The following is a 15,298-nucleotide window of genomic DNA, read 5'->3' on the forward strand; positions in this document are numbered from 1 at the left end:
GCGCTGCTCCCTGTCGGTGGCGCCGGGCGGTCATCGGCCGCACCCGGACTGGCGGAGGGTGATGTCCTTGATGGCCGGCTTGCCCGGGCGCACCCGGGTGGTCGCCGTGATCGGCTGCCACCCGCTCTTGACCACGATCAGCTCGATCGGGTTGGCGGAGCGGTCGAACCACGTGCCGTACTCGCCCTCGCGGTCGGTGAGCAGCGTGCGCGGTCCGGTGGCGGTCTCCAGCTGGACCACCGCACCTGGCAGTGGCGCCACCGTTCCGTCGCAGGCCTGCCCGCTGACCGTGCCGCCCAGCTGCCCCCAGGTGTCCGGCGGGGCGATCGTCAAGTGGACGGGGACCCCGGCGGCGTCGTACGGGGTGTCGTCGCGGGCCACCAGGGCGGCGGTGAGCTCGCCGGGCTGCTCCACCGCGGACGCGTCCAGGGTCACCGTCACCTCGGCCGTCTCACCGGGCTGCAGGGTCACCGTCGCCGGGTCGGTCGACAGCCAGCCGACCGCGTCGGTCGAGCCGCAATTCGCCCAGCCCGGCAGCAGCGCCGTCGCCGCCGTCAGCGCGCTGCCGGCGTTGCCGCCGACGGTGTGCAGGCCGCAAGCGCTGCCGGCCCGGTAGAGCGGGAGGGGCGCGTTCGGGATGGACGACCAGGTGTCGGTCGCAGGGTCGTAGGCGAAGCCCTCGTTGGTGATGACCCTGTCGCCCTCGGTGACGCCGCCGGAGATGAGGAGCCTGCCGTCGGCGGCCGTCGCGGCCGACCCCCACAGCGGCATCGGCAGGTCGGCGACGCGCTCCCAGGTGTCGGTGGCCGGGTCGTAGGCGTAGGCGGAGGAGAGGTCGTTGGCCTCCAGGCCGCGCACGCCGCCGGCGCAGTAGAGCTTGTCGCCGATGCCGCCGCACGACAGCAGCGCCGCCTCCTCCGGATAGTCGGCCACCTGCTCCCAGCGGCCCGCCGCCGGGTCCAGCCGGAGCACCGTCTGGTCGCCGCATTCGCCGCCTGGACAGCCGCCGACGACGTAGAGCTTGCCGTCGTGGACCGCGGAGCCGGCGCTGGTCATCGCCTGGGGCATGGTCGGACCGGTCGACCAGGTGTCGGTGTTCGGGTCGTAGACGTCGACGTCCACCCGCTGTGCGCCGGTGGTGCTCCAGCCGCCGGCCGCGTAGAACCTGCCGCCGACGAAGCCGCCGTACGGGCGCTGCCGGGGGCGCGGCATGGCGGCGAGCGGCTCCCATTCGCCGGCCGCGTCGCTGTACACGTAGGACTGTGCGGTGGCGCCGCCGCCGTTGCTGCCACCGAAGGAGTACAGCCGGCCGTCGTGGTACCCGACGGCGCTGTCGTAGACGGCGGACGGGTAGCTGGTCAGCAACGCCCACGGTGCGATCGGCTCACCGGCCGGCGGCGTCGCCTGCTGGGCCGTCCCGGTGGCGACACCGGGCTCCAGGTCGGGCCCGGTGCTGAAGTTGCCGCTGATCCGCTGCGTCGGCGCGCCGGCGCCCTGGGCGACCGGGGCCGCGGTGCCGGGACGCTCGGTGAGGTCGACGGTGGCCGGTGCGCTGCCCTCGTTGGCGACGGTGATGGTCGCGGTCGTGCTGGAGCCCAGTTCGGCGGTGGCGTCGACGCCACCGCCGTCGTCGAGGGTGACCAGGCCCGCCGGCAGGTCGAGGCGTACCGGCGTGACGCTGTCGGCGGTCACCGCCACGGTGGCCATCTCATCCGCATAGCGGGCTCGGCTACCCGTGAGCTGCCGCTCCCCAGCCGCCGCGAAGCTCCAGAAGAACCCGTCGTCGAGGCCCGCGTCGTCGGGGGTGGCGACGGCGGTGAGCTCGGCCGGCGGAGCCAGGTCGCCGGTCACCGTCGCACCGACGATCGGTGCCGCGGTGTTGGCGTCGTGGACGTGTCCGAGCACGATGCCACCGTCGACGGTGTCGCAGTTGCGCTGGCCGACCACGACGTCGTCGACCTGCCACCGGCCGCTGAACGCGGAGTCGAACGTGAAGCGCAGCCGCGCGTCGGGCCTACCGGCCGCCGCCGGGATCGGGACCTGCAGCTCGTCGGTGATCCCGACGAGGCCGCTGTACTCCCAGACCGTCTCCCAGGTGGTGCCCCCGTCGACGGACAGGTCGATGCCGACGCTGGCGGCCGAGGAGTAGTTGGTCTTCAACCACAGCGCCGGGGTGTCGACGCCGGTGAGGTCGATGACCGGGGAGACCAGGTCGGTGTCCTGCCGGCCGTCCTGGGGATACCAGACGCTGAAGACCGAGGCGTAGTTGCCTTCGCCGCCGGTGCGGTTGCGGTCGTCGCCGTGCGGGAACTGCCAGACCTGGCCGTTGCCGACGTGGTCGACGACGCTCCAGCCGGGCGGCGCGGCGTTCGGGTCGAACGTCTCGGTGTAGACGGTGTCGCGGTCGCGCTGCGCGTACCCCGGGGCGGTGCAGGCGTACTGGTCCGCGGTGAGAGCGACGTCGTGGGTGGTGTCCCCGGTCAGTTCGACCTGGGTGGTCTCAGCGACGTGGCCCGGGTACTCGGCGGCGACGGTCACCTCGTAGGCGTCGCCTGCGGGCAGCTCGATCTCGTAGCTGCCGTCCACCGGGTCGGTGTAGTACGTGCCGTCGGGGACGCCGTCGACGGTGATCGTGGCGTAGAGCGGCCAGCCGTGGTCCGAGCCTTCGGTCACGGTGCCCGTGAGCAGCGCGGTCTCGCGCGGTTCGAGGGCCAGCCCGAGCGTGGTGGTCTCGTCGGTGCGGACGGTGGCGGTGCCGCCGGCGTCGGCGTAGCCGAAGACCGAGGCCGTGACGTCGAACTCGCCGACCGGCGTCTGCACCGACCAGGTGCCGTCGGGCGCCGTGGTGAGCCTGCGGTCGGACGGGCCGGCGACGGTGACGGTCGCGCCGGCCAGCGGCTCTCCGGTGGCGGCGTCGGTGACCGTGCCGCGCAGCACGCCGGTGTCACCGCGCGGTGCCGCCTCGATGGCGGCGTAGATGTCGAGGTACCCCTCGCCGTACACGTTGTTGTCCGTCGCCGTGCCGCCACAGGTCGTGTCGTCGACGTCGATCGCCTTCTCGTCGAGCAGTGCCCGGGTGGCCTCGATGTCGCCGGCCACGGCCGGCGCGGCCGACCACAGCAGCGCCACCGCGCCGGACAGGTGCGGCGTCGCCATCGACGTGCCGCTCCAGCTGGCGTAGCTGTCGCCGGGGACCGACGAGCGCACGGCGACGCCCGGTGCGGAGATGTCCGGCTTGGTCTCGCCCTCGGCGCCGGGGCCGCGGCTGGACTGCGCGTCGATCACGCCGTTGGCGTCGTGCATGCCGGCGCTGTAGGTCACCGCTGCGTCGCCTGGGTTGTTGGCGCTGCCGCACCACGGGCCGGCGTTGCCGTTGGCGAAGGCCGGGAAGATGCCGGCGGCGATCCAGGCCTCGATCAGGTCGTCGTACCACCGCTCGGTGGTGGTGCCGCCCCAGGAGTTGTTGACGACGTGCGGGCGCAGGTCCGGCCGCGGGTTCAGGCCGTTCTGATCGGTCGGTGCCAGCATCCACTCGCCGGCGGCGAGCAGGGCGTAGCCGGAGCAGCCGTCGCCCTCGCAGCCCTTGGCCGCGATCCACCGTGCGCCGGGCGCGACGCCGATCTGGGCGCCCTCGCCGGTGCCGGTCATGGTGCCGGTGACATGAGTGCCGTGCCCATCGTTGTCGCACGGCTGCGGGACACTGCCGGCGCACAGTTGGGTCGGGTCGTACCAGCTGTAGTCGTGGTCGAAGGTGCCGTCGCCGTTGTTGCCGCGGTACTGGTCGACCAGTGCAGGGTGGTCGAACTGCACACCGGTGTCGACGCTGCCGATGACGATGTTCTCGCCGCGGGTGCCGAAGTCGACCCAGGCGTCGTCCGCGCGGATGTCCTCGATGCCCCACTCGACCGCGTCCTGCACGCTCAGCGTCATCGCCTCGTGGCGCGGCTCGGGTAGTGCGTACTCCCCGGCCGGGGTCAGCTCGACCACCTCGGTCCGCCCGGCGAGCTGGCCGGCGAGCTCCTCGGAGCCCTCGAAGACGTAGATCGCGTTGGTGACGTGGAAGGCGTGGTAGTCCACGCCGGCGCGGTCGAGCTGCTGGCGGACGGCGCGCTGGCTGCGCTCGGCGGTCGTCGTCAGGGCGTCGAGGACGGCGGCACCGCGCTCGTCCCAGTCCTCGATGGCGGCCGCGGCCGTGAGGTCGGCCTCGTCGTCGAACGTGACGAGGAAGTCGGCGCCGTCGCCGTCCTCCAGGTCGTCCAGCTCGTCGGCGAGGGTGGCATCGATCTTCGCTTCCGGTGCTGCGGAGGGGGTCGCCGGGTCGGGGTGACCGGCCTGCGGAGGAACGGCCTGGGCGGTGCCGGCCAAGAGGACTGCGGCCAGCAGGGCGGGTACGGCGGCCGCGGCCGGACGCCTCGGGGTGTGCCTCACGCGGAGCTCCTCGGATCACGAGTCGGAAGCCGCGTCATCGGCGGCACGAATCAGCACAAGAGGGGTGATGCCGACACGTGTCCGCGAAACTATCGGCGCCGTCGCGGGAACGCACGACCTGAGACGTGACGCACTAGAGTCACGTCTCAGCTATGACATCGCACCCGCCAGATCCCGAACCGGTCAGCCGCCTGTCCGGCATCGGACTGACCCAGGCCGAGGAGACGGTCTACCGCGCGATGCTCGACCTGGGCCCGGCCGCCAGCGGCGACCTCGCCCGCAGGGTGGGTTGGGGCGAGCGCGAGGTGCTGGCCGCGGTGCAGTCGCTGGAGGCGGCAGGGCTGGCCGGGCGTACCGCCACCCGGCCAGCCCGGTTCACCGCGGCGCCACCGGAGGTGGCGTTCGAGCCGCTGCTCATGCACCGGCAGCAAGAGCTGCAGGAGGTCCGGGCCGAGGTGCACCGCCTCCAGCACAGGTATCGCGAGAACCTGCTGGTGACATCTCCGGCGGACGCGCTCCAGCTGGTCACCGAGCCGGCCGCGATCGTGCAGCGGTTCGAGCAACTGCAACTGTCGGCGCGCTCGGAGGTCATGGTCTTCGACAAGCCGCCGTACGTGGGCTCCATCGAGGGCAACATCGAGATCGAGCTGCGCATGCTGGCGGCTGGGGTGCGCTACCGCGGCCTCTACGACCAGCAGGCGCTCGCCGAGCCGGCGAAGGTCCGCGCGCTGAGCGAGCTGATGGAGTCCGGCGAGCAGGCCCGGGCGATGGCCGAGCTGCCGATGAAGCTCGCCATCGCCGACCGCCAGGTGGCGATGCTGCCGCTGCGGGTCGAGGAGAGCACCGGCGCGCTGCTGGTGCACGCGTCGTCGCTGCTGGACGCGCTGTGCGCACTGTTCGAGACGCTCTGGAACGCCGCCGCGACGGTGAACCTGGCCCGTCCGGGCGGGCTCGACGAGATCCTCGGGCCCGACGAGCACCTGCTGCTCGGGCTGATCGCGTCCGGGGTCAAGGACGACGCCATCGGCCGCCAGCTCGGCGTCGGTCGGCGGACCGTGCAGCGGCGCATCACCGAGCTGCAGCAGCGCCTGGGCACCACCACCCGGGTCGGCCTCGTCGTCGAGGCCGCTCACCGCGGTTGGGTATGAGCGCGGCTTCGTCAGCGCGTCAGGCGACGTCGACGGGGGCGACCCCGCTGATGCGATGCACCGCGAACGAGCGGACCTCGCCGCTGCGGTGGTCGAACGCGGACAGCCAGCCGCCCTCGAGCCGGGCAGGGTCGACCAGCCGCTCGGTGGTGGCGCCGTGGTGGTCGACGTAGCCGATCCAGACCGTGGTGCCGCTCTCCAGGGCACGACGCAGGTCGGCCAGCGTGGCGGCGGCGCCGGTACGGCCCAGCCGGCCGGGTGCGGCGTCGGGCGGACGCTCGGCGCGTGAGCGGTCGCCGGCCCGCAGCGCTCGGACCGCCGCCCCCAAAAGCGTCTCCTCCGGCACCGACGGCTCGGCGAACCCCGGCCGCGGCACGGTCCGGACCACCGCCCGGCGCGGCTCGGCGCGCCCGATGACGATGGAGCCGTCGGCCGCCTCCGGCACCGGGCTGAACCCGAGCTGCCGCAGCCGCTCGACCAGCGTGTTGGCCGGCAGCGAGGACGCCAGCACGGTGGGTGCCAGCCGCCGCAGGCCCAGGCTGGACGCCCGCGGCTCGGCCATGATGGCGGCCAGCACGGCGTGGTCGTCGCAGCGGACGAACGACTGCGCGCTGCCCACCCGCAGCTGGCCGTGCGTGCGGGCGACATCGTCGACGAGGTACGTGAGCGGCTGCGGCACCGGCGTCCGGGAGATGGCGGCGAGGAACTCGTGCACGTCGGCCGCGGACCGCCCGGCGTCCAGGGCCCGGCGCAGCGACCCGGCGGTGAACCGGTGCACCGACGCGCCGCCGCGGCTCTCGACGTCGGAGATCAGGGTCAGCTCGCGCTCGAGGTCAGAGCGCAGCGGTCCGGGTGCGACGGCGGTGAGGTCGGCCTGGAGCAGCACGTGGTCCAGCGGTTGCGGCAGGCAGGCGCGGATGGCGTCGGCCGCGGCGCCGACGGCCTTGTCGTCGACCCGGCCGGCCAGCAGCGGGCGGACGAAGGAGGCCAGCGCGCCCATGCCGGTGACGCCGACCTGTTCGGCCTCGCGCAGCGTCCAGCGGACGAGGTCGTCGCGGAACCGGCCGCCGCGCCGCGGTCGTCGCCACTGGACGGCACCGAGCACACCGACGAGGTCCGGCGCCGAGCCCGGGGGCAGATCGGCCAGTTCCTCCAGAGCCAGCCGCCGGTACTCCGGCGCGGCCGGGCGCTCGAGGTCGCGGCCCAGTGGCGCCACCGGACGATCGCGCTCGTCGCGGCTGCCGGCCACGCCCGCGACCCGGGTGGTGGTCAGCCAAGCCCGCGCCAGGACGGCCCAGCGCCGCGCCGGCTCCTCGCGCCGCCACGCGTCGAACTCCGGCGTCGGCAGCCACACCTCGTCGACGTCGTCGCTGGCAGCCAGCAGACCGGCGGCGAGCGCGATCTCGGCGATCAGCGCCCCGCCGGCCTCGTCGGTGTCGAGCAGCTCCGGCAGGCGGCGCAGGTCGCGTACGCCCAGCCCGCCGGTGCGCAGCACCGCCGGCGGCTCGGCCGACCAGGTGTCGAGCAGCAGTTCGACCTTGCGGACCAGGTCGAACGCGCCCGCGCCGGCGGTCCGGTCGACGGTGTCGGGATTGCGCTCGGTGACCGGCGGCCGCGGCGGCGCCGTGAGGACGTCGGTGTGTACGCCGCCACGCAGGTGCAGCGCGATCTCGCGGGGCAGCACGACCGTGGCGGAGTCGACCGGCACCAGCAGGCCCAGCGCGAGCAGCTGGTCGATCGGCGTCCGCGCGGACTCTCTGTCGACGTCGCGCAGGGCGTCGTCGATGCGGCCGGTGGGCGGCCCCGGCGTCAGCGCCGCGAGGGCGGAGCGGGCGTCGTCGGTCAACTGGTCGAGCAGTGCGCTGAGGGTGGTGGGATCGCTCAGGTAGGTGGCGAGCGCTTCGGCGGCGGCGCCGTGGTCGCCGTTCGACGACAACCCGAGCACACGCATGATGGTGGTCAGCCGGCTCGGCGACAGCGCCAGCAGCGCCTGCCGCGCCGGCGGTCCCAACCCGGCCGGATGCGGGCCCAGGATCTCGCGCACGATGTGCGGCACCCGAATGTCGTCGTCGGGCCCCCACGCCAGGGCCTGCGCGCGCAGCGTGCCCAGGGAGACGTCGACGGAGCCCGCCTCGGGCCCGGCCAGCGGCAGCGCCGCGCGCACGCCGTCCACCCCCACCGGCGACGGCAGCACGACGAGGGCGTCGAGAACCTGCAGTGTGAAACGGTCGAGACGATCGAGCGCCCGCACCGCCGAGGCGCGCGTGGTCGCGCGCGCCGCCAGCTGGCTGACGTCGACCGGGACCGGGACAAGCAGGTCGGGCCGGGCGCGCAGCAGCGCGGCCAGCTCGTCGTCTGCCCGGGCACGCAGATCCTCCGCGAGGCTGCGCGCGGGCGTGTCGTTCCCGGTCACCCGCTCTACGGTACGGCGTTCATCAGGCGTGACGCGACCTGCGGCCGCTCGTCGGCGCTCAGAGCTGGCGCAGCCGTTCCAGGAGCTCGGCGCTGCGCTCGGCCGCCTCGGCCCGCGCCTCGCTGTCCGCCGCTCGCAGCTCCTCCGTGATGTCGGGGTCTACCGGAATCTCGAGTGGTTTGCGTCGCTCGACCGTCACATGCGCGACATTACCGGGCACCGCCGTCGCCGGCCAAGGTGCGGTTCACCGATGCGGACGCCCCGTCAGGATGAGTACGACATCCTCCAGGTAGGCGTGCCGTTCGTCGGGATCGGCCGGCAGGACGCCTGGCGTGGAATGCGCGAGCTCGCCGTGTCCTAGGTACGCGCTGTACGCGAGCAGCGCGCGACGGCGCGCGTCGTCCGGCGGGAATCCCATCCGCTGGAAGAGGGAGACGATCAGGTCGATGCGTGCGGCGGTGACCCGGGCGAGTACGGACGACACTCGCGGCTCGCCGGCCGTGGCGAGCAACGCCGGGCCGACGGCGTCGCGTTCGGTCATGCCGATCACTCGGGCGATCAAACGACGCAGGAGCGTGACGGGGTCGTCGGAAAGATCCGCGATCTCGCCGATCACGTCGGTGGTGGTCCGCTCCTCCCAGCGGGCCAGGGCGGCGTCCAGCAGGGCCTCACGGTTGGCGAAGTGCCAGTAGAAGCTGCCTTTCGTGGTTCGGAGGCGGGCGGCGATCGGTTCGATCGCGACCGCGGCAACGCCACGTTCGGCGATGGCGGCCAGCGCAGCGTCGGTCCAGTCGTCCTTGGTGAGCCGTCGCTGAGGGCTTGCGTCGCTGCCGACCATTGCCATACGGTACCGTACGGATACCATACGGCTACGTATGGTGGGTCTCCGAGGGGGTCGTCGTGCCCTACGACGTGATCGTGGTCGGCGCGCGGGTGGCAGGTTCCACCACCGCGATGCTGCTGGCCCGGGCCGGGCTGCGGGTACTCGCGGTCGACCGGGCGGCATTCCCCAGTGACACCGTCTCCTCGCACCAGGTGCAGGTGCCTGCGGTCGCGCGCCTGGCCCGTTGGGGTCTGCTCGGTCGGCTCCGCTCCGCCGGGACACCCCCGACCCGGGCGGTGCGGTTCGACGCCGGGCGGATCGTCCTGGCAGGCGCCTTCCCCGCATCCGGAGGCGTCGACGCCATGTTCAGTCCACGGCGCACGCTGCTGGACACCGTCCTCGCCGATGCGGCCCGCTCCGCCGGGGCCGAGATCCGCGAACGGTTCCGCGTTGAGCGACTGGTGTGGCGAGACGGCCGCGTCGCAGGAGTACGCGGACGGTGCGGCAGGGGCCCCGAGGTGACCGAGACGAGTCAGCTGGTCGTCGGGGCGGACGGGAAGCGCTCGCTTGTCGCTGCCGCCGTGGGTGCTGTCGCCTACCGGGAGCAATCCGTGCGCACGTTCGCCAGCTACGGCTACTGGTCCGGTGTCCCTCTGGATGGCGGCGAGCTCTACCACCGTCCCGGGTGTGCCGCCGCGGCGTTCCCCACCAACGACGACCTCACCATGGTGTACGTCGCAAGCCCGCTGAGCGAGTTCGCCGCCGCCCGGCGCGACCTCGATGGTCATCACCTGCGGCAACTCGACGGCTGCGGCGACCTCGGCGCGCGGGTGCGCGCCGGTGTCCGCGCCGAGCGGTTGCGCACGACGCCGGATCAGCCCAACGTCCTGCGCACCTCGTTCGGTCCCGGCTGGGCGCTGGTCGGCGACGCCGGCGCCGTCATGGACTCGGTGTCCGCTCAGGGGATCGCGCACGCCCTGGCCGACGCGGAGTCGTTGGCCCACGCGGTCGTCGCCGGACTCAGTGGGTCTCTGCCGCTCGCGGCCGCACTCGCCGAGCGGCACCGGTTGCGCGACCGTACCGTGCGGCCGATGTTCGACCTCACCCTCCGGCTCGCCGAGCTACGGTCCCGCCGCGTCGATCACCTGATGTTCGCGGCGCTCGCGGATCGGCCCGCCGATGCCGAGCGGTTCTTCGGCGCGCTGTCCGGCACCGTGCCGGCCGACCGGTTCTTCACGCCGCGCACCGTCTTGCCCTTGATCGGCGCGGCGGGCTGGCGCCGGCTGATCGGCTGACCACCGGGCGGAGCGGGCGCGGCGATCCCGTGCCCGCCGTACGGCTCGATGATCGTCGTGTCCCGGGCATAGACGAGACCGTCAGGCTCGGAGTCCGGGGTCACCGCGCCGAAACCATCGTCGAATCGCGCCGGCCAATGCGTCGGCCAGCTCAGCAGCGTCCCGGTCGCCCACGTGCAGGACCCGCAGTCTCGGCAGCGGGCTGGTCACACGATCGGGACGCTCCAGGCCGGCCGCGGCGAAGGACGACAGCACCACGTCGAGGTCGGCGGCGCGGCACAGCAGCTCGCCGTGCTTGTCATGGACTCGACCCAGTCGCCGGCGCCTCGGATCGAACCTCTCCGGCCCGTCCCGGGCTCGGTCCTGACGGCGATCGGTTCGGACGGCTGCGTGATGGGAGCTCCAGACGGTCCGGGGGCCAGTACGTACCGCAAGCACCGGCCGCCGGACCGCTGATCAAGGGAGCCGGTCGAGGCCCGGCCGCGTCAGATGATCAACCGCGGGCCGGTCTGCGGCAGCGCCCCGATGGCTGCTTCCTGCAGCACGATGTGTCGTGCCACCGGTGCGTCGACGCCGCGCTCGACCATCCGGCGGGCGATCAGGCCGGCGACCACCGGGGTGGCGAACGACGTGCCGGACCAGATGGCGTGTCCGTTCGTGAACCGCGTCGACGTCTTGTCGACATAGGTGTAGCTGCCGTTCGGGAACGGGACCACGGTGCTCTCGCCCGACGTGTAGGTGTCGACCCAGTATCCGAAGTTCGACCACGACGTGCGGGAGTCGCCATTGCGCGTCAGCGAGCCGACGGCGGTCGTCCAGCTATAGGCCGCCGGCCAGAACGGCACGTCGGTACCGTGGTTGCCGGCCGCGGCGACGATCACGGTCTTCGGGTGCCGGCTCAGGACGCGGCGGTAGAACATGTCGAACGCCTTGGGCGTGTTGCCGGGGCGGGCATAGAGGCCGGCCTGGACGCTGATGACCTCGACGCCGGCATGCACGACCTTCTCCAGGTCCTCGACGATGGCCAGCTCGTCGACGGCACCGCCGATCAGGCAGTCGCGCACCTCGACACTCACCGACTGGGCACCGGAGACCGCGAGCAGCCGGGCGGTCGCCGCCGTGCCGTGGCCGCCGTAGGGGCGGATCTGGTCGGTGCCCGGTACGAACACGTCGTCGTCGACCTCGTACTTCTTCACCGCGGCGAAGCGTTCGAAGCCGGAGTCCTTCGCCACCTCGGGGAGGAAGCCAGTGTCGACGACGGCGACGCGCGCTTCGCCCTGTCCGACGGGTTCACCGAGCTCCGGGATCGGCCCGTAGAGCGGAATGGGCTCGGTGGCCGGACACATGGCCATATGGCCCTGCGCATCCAGCACATGGTTGGGAGCGACGATCCGCTCGTCACCCAGCTCTCCGGCCAGCTTCGCGGCTACCTCGTAGGCGTCGGTGCCGGGGAGGTGTATGACGACCAGGCCCACGGGTCCCTCCGAGACCTCGGGCCGGTCGAGCCGCAGCTTGTCGAAGGCGGCGAGGACGTCGTCGAGGTCGCGCTCGTCGCAGATCAACTGGCCCTGCCGGTACAGAAACTCGATCTCGGTCTCGTCGCGGTTCCACCTGGCGGCGAGTTCGAACCCCCGATTCTTCGTGCGACGGGCGCTGTTGTCGCGCAGCCGGTCGAACTCCTCGTGAAGCCTGTCACGATCGCGTTCCATGATTCCCCCTGTCATGATCCTGGCAAATGGCTACATGTTTAGCATCGGCACGTGGGCATCGGAAGTACGGCGAACATATCGGCCGCGGCCGATTTGCCCACGTTGGCCATGTCGAGCCCCGCCGAGGCGGTTCGCCGGGCCGAGCGTGTGCTCGCAGACGGCGCGGATGTCGTCGACCGGACGTACGCCCTCCAGGCCATCGCGATCGTGGAACGCGAACGCGGCGAGCTGCGGCGTGCCATTCGGACCATTCGTCGGGCAGTCGCTCTCTGCCGGAGCCACGGTCTCGATGAGCGGGCGTCAGACCTCGAAGCAAGTTTGGGCACGATCCTGGCCCTTGCGGGCCGGCGCCGTCCGGCCATGGCGTCCTTCGAGAATGCGCTGAGCACGGCGGACGACCTCGATCGGGCTCGCATCCTCGTTCGACGCGCCGCCGCTCACTTCTTCTTCGGCGGTCTCGAGGAGGCCAAGAAGGACAGCCGCGACGCCGTGTCCATCCTCGCCAGGCGCGGCGACTCCGTATGGGAGGCTCGCGCCCGCATCAACCTCGGCTACACGCTCTCCGGGCTGGGCGAGTACCGCGAGGCCGACGAGGCGCTGGCAGCGGCGCAGGGCCTCGCCGAGGCTGGCGGACAGGACTACCTCGCGACGATCGTCGTCCACAACCGTGGCGACTGCGCACATCGCCTGGGCGACTTGCCACGTGCCTTGCGACTGCTCTACGACGCACGGCGGAGGTATGAGGAGCTCGGCGTGGTGCCGCCGGAGGTGGTGCGGGACCTGGCCGTCGTGCAGTTGGCGGCCGGGTTGACCGAGGATGCGGCCCGGACGGCCGACGAGATGGTGGCGCGGCTGGAGAGCACCCGCGACGCCGCCTTGCGGAGGGCCGACGGGTTCATCGCCGCGGCCATCGTGCACCTGGCCGCGGGCAACCACGAGCGCGCCATCGACCTGGCCCGCAAGGCAGCGCGATCCAGCGCCCGGCAGGGCCACCGCGACGCCGCGCGGCACGCGCGCGTCGTCGTCCTCCGGGCGCAGGCCGCGACCGGCCACGTCACCAAGCGGCATGCCCGCTCCGCCGCCGCGCTGGCGGCGGAGCTGACCGACCGGTACTCGTCGGAGCGGCTGGACGCGCTGGTACTGGCCGGGCGGATGGCACGCTCCGCGGGCCTGCCGGAGCTGGCCGCGGAGAACCTGCGGGTGGCGGCCGCTGCCCGGCACCGCGGCTCGGCGCTGCGCCGGGCGTCGGCCTGGTACGCACAGGCGCTGCTGGCCGAGCAGCGCGGCGACCGGCGCGGCATGCTGCACGCGTGCGCCCGCGGGCTGGACGTCCTCGATGCGCACGCGGTGTCGTTGGGCGCCACTGAGCTGCGCGCCCGTGCGACCGTCCACGGCACCGACCTGGCGATCCTGGCGACCCGGCGGGTGGCGGTCGACGGGTCCGCGCGTGAGCTGCTGCGGTGGACCGAGCGGTGGCGCGGCAGCCTGCACTCGCTGCCCTGGCCCGATGCCCGCTCCGACGGGGAGCTCGCGGCCGAGCTGGGCCGGCTGCGCTCGGTGGACAGTGTGCTCGGCACGGGCGGCGACACCGAGGCCGAGCGACGCCGGGTGGAGGAGCGCATCCGCCGGCACGTGCACGGCCGCGCCGGCGACAGCACCGGCCGCCGGCGCCGGTTCGACGTCGGCGACCTGCTCGACGCGTTGGGTGACCGGACGCTGGTGAGCATCGTCGGCCTCAAGGAGGAGCGGTTCCACATCGTCGTGGCCAGGCACGGCCGGTTGCGGCACCTCGTGGCGGGCGAGGTCGCCGGCGCGCTGGAGGAGGTCGAGTACGCCCGGTTCGCGTTGCGCGGCGCCGCGCTGGCAGGCGACGCCGTCGCCGGTGCCATGCTGGCCGCGGCCGAGCCGGGGCTGGCCAGGCTGCAGGAGACCATGCTCGGCCCGGTGGCCGCCGAGCTGGGTGACGGGCCGGTGGTGCTGGTGCCGCCGTCGACCATGCAGGCGATCCCGTGGGGCGCGCTGCCGGCGTTGCGGGAGCGGGACGTCACCGTGGCGCCGTCGGCGGCGGCGTGGCTGCGGGCACGCACCAGCAACCCGCCCGGACGGCGACGGGTCGCGCTGATAGCCGGCGCCGACCTCGCGTCGTCGGGCGCCGAGGTCGGGGTGCTTGCGGGCGTGTACCCGGACGCGACGGTGCTGTCCGGCGACGCCGCCACCGCCGAGGCCGCGCTGGCCGCTCTGGACGGCGCCTGGCTCGCGCACGTCGGTGCGCACGGCCGGTACCGCGGCGACAACCCGATGTTCTCGGCGTTGGAGTTGGCCGACGGGCCACTCACCGTCTTCGACCTGGAGCGGCTGGCCGCGCCGCCGTACCGGCTGCTGCTGACCGCGTGCGAGTCCGGCGTCGGCTCGCCGACCGGCGCGGACGAGCTGCTGGGCCTGACGACGTCGCTGTCGGCCCTGGGCACCGCGGGTCTGCTGGCCAGCGTCGTCCCGGTCAGCGATGCCGGCAGCGTCGACCTCAGCCTCACCGTGCACGAGCGGCTGCGCGCCGGCCACGACCTCAGCACCGCGCTGCTCGCGGCGCGTCGGGCCGCCGCGGACCCGCGAGGCCGGGCCACCGCGTGGGCATTCCTGGCTCTCGGCGCGGCGTGACCGTGCGTACGGTTCGATGTCACCGAGAGTGATCCGGGTTACACGAATGTCATCAAACCACGCGTAAGGTGGCCGCCGTGGGCCTCGTCATCGGTTTCGATCTCGATCTGACGCTGGTCGACTCCGCGGACGGCATCGTGGTGTCCATGACGGAGGCGGCTCGGCGCGTCGGCGCCACCATCGACCCACATCAGCTGCGCCCACTGATCGGCCTGCCGCTGGACGTTACGCTGCGCACCTTCCTCGACGAGCAGCGCGCCGAAGAGGCCAAGCAGATCTACCGGGCCATCTATCCCGAGCTGGGCATCCCGGCGACGAAGCCGCTGCCCGGCGCCGCCGAGGCCATCGACGCCATCCACCACCATCGCGGCCAGGCCATCGTCGTCAGCGCCAAGATCGAGTCGGCGGTGCGGGCCGTACTCGCGCACGTCGGCCTGCCGGTCGACGACGTCATCGGCGAGCGGTTCGCCGAGACGAAGGGCACGGCGTTGCGCGAGCGCGGCGCGGACGTGTACGTCGGCGACCACCCGGGAGACATGATCGGCGCCAGGTCCGTCGGCGTCTACGCGATCGGGGTCACCACCGGCACGCACGACCCGGTCGCGCTGCGCGAGGCCGGTGCCGACGTCGTCTTCGCCGACTTGCTCGACTTCCCGTACTGGCTGGACGACTTCGTCGGCAACCCGACCTGACGGCTGCGCGTCCGGGGGCGGTATGGAGGCTCACCGCACCCCGGCGAGCGACCCGAAATGATCACGTTCAGCAGGATTGCCCGTGCGCTACCAGGGTTGCAAGCATGGTGTGACACGAGATCTCGTGCTGAACGT

9 protein-coding genes are annotated in these 15,298 nt (G+C 73.1%); 4 read left to right on the forward strand and 5 right to left on the reverse strand.

The window, feature by feature from the left end:
• Positions 1–30 precede the first annotated feature (30 nt).
• On the reverse strand, positions 31–4,428 hold the full coding sequence (locus E1269_RS10425; RefSeq protein ID WP_131894095.1) for a S8 family serine peptidase: 4,398 nt from the start codon (positions 4,426–4,428) through the stop codon (positions 31–33).
• Positions 4,429–4,580: 152 nt separating this feature from the next.
• Between E1269_RS10425 and E1269_RS10430 the strand changes: the two genes are divergently transcribed.
• On the forward strand, positions 4,581–5,576 hold the full coding sequence (locus E1269_RS10430) for a helix-turn-helix domain-containing protein (RefSeq protein WP_131894097.1): 996 nt from the start codon (positions 4,581–4,583) through the stop codon (positions 5,574–5,576).
• A gap of 19 nt (positions 5,577–5,595) precedes the next feature.
• Here the strand turns inward: E1269_RS10430 and E1269_RS10435 are convergent, their stop codons facing one another.
• Genes E1269_RS10435 through E1269_RS10440 form a run of 3 tightly spaced genes read right to left on the reverse strand, consistent with a single transcriptional unit; the run spans position 5,596 to position 8,827 of the window.
• Positions 5,596–7,989 carry a helicase C-terminal domain-containing protein gene (locus E1269_RS10435; RefSeq protein ID WP_131894099.1) on the reverse strand — a complete coding sequence of 798 codons (2,394 nt, stop codon included), beginning with the start codon at positions 7,987–7,989 and terminating at the stop codon, positions 5,596–5,598.
• Positions 7,990–8,047: 58 nt separating this feature from the next.
• Positions 8,048–8,188, reverse strand: a complete 141-nt coding sequence (locus E1269_RS32170; RefSeq protein WP_162606333.1) for a hypothetical protein — start codon at positions 8,186–8,188, stop codon at positions 8,048–8,050.
• A 45-nt stretch (positions 8,189–8,233) separates the two neighbouring features.
• Positions 8,234–8,827 carry a TetR/AcrR family transcriptional regulator gene (locus E1269_RS10440; RefSeq protein ID WP_203433319.1) on the reverse strand — a complete coding sequence of 198 codons (594 nt, stop codon included), beginning with the start codon at positions 8,825–8,827 and terminating at the stop codon, positions 8,234–8,236.
• Between the two features lie 62 nt (positions 8,828–8,889).
• Here E1269_RS10440 and E1269_RS10445 point away from each other — a divergent pair, with 62 nt between their 5' ends.
• The gene (locus E1269_RS10445; protein WP_162606334.1) at positions 8,890–10,107 is read left to right on the forward strand and encodes an NAD(P)/FAD-dependent oxidoreductase; all 1,218 of its coding nucleotides are present in this window, start codon (positions 8,890–8,892) and stop codon (positions 10,105–10,107) included.
• Between the two features lie 485 nt (positions 10,108–10,592).
• On the opposite strand, the gene E1269_RS10450 is transcribed toward E1269_RS10445, so the two are convergent.
• Positions 10,593–11,816: a S8/S53 family peptidase gene (locus tag E1269_RS10450; protein WP_162606335.1), complete on the reverse strand. Its 1,224-nt coding sequence runs from the start codon at positions 11,814–11,816 to the stop codon at positions 10,593–10,595.
• A gap of 360 nt (positions 11,817–12,176) precedes the next feature.
• On the opposite strand from E1269_RS10450, the gene E1269_RS10455 reads away from it, so the two are divergent.
• Together E1269_RS10455 and E1269_RS10460 are read left to right on the forward strand one after the other, a co-directional pair.
• A complete protein-coding gene (locus E1269_RS10455; protein ID WP_131894107.1) occupies positions 12,177–14,471 on the forward strand; it encodes a CHAT domain-containing protein in 2,295 nt (764 codons plus the stop codon).
• 77 nt (positions 14,472–14,548) lie between these two features.
• Positions 14,549–15,163 (forward strand): HAD family hydrolase, encoded by a 615-nt coding sequence (locus E1269_RS10460; RefSeq protein ID WP_162606336.1) that lies wholly within the window; start codon positions 14,549–14,551, stop codon positions 15,161–15,163.
• The last annotated feature ends 135 nt before the right edge of the window (positions 15,164–15,298 follow it).

Source organism: Jiangella asiatica (genome assembly GCF_004349065.1).
Lineage (GTDB): Bacteria > Actinomycetota > Actinomycetes > Jiangellales > Jiangellaceae > Jiangella > Jiangella asiatica.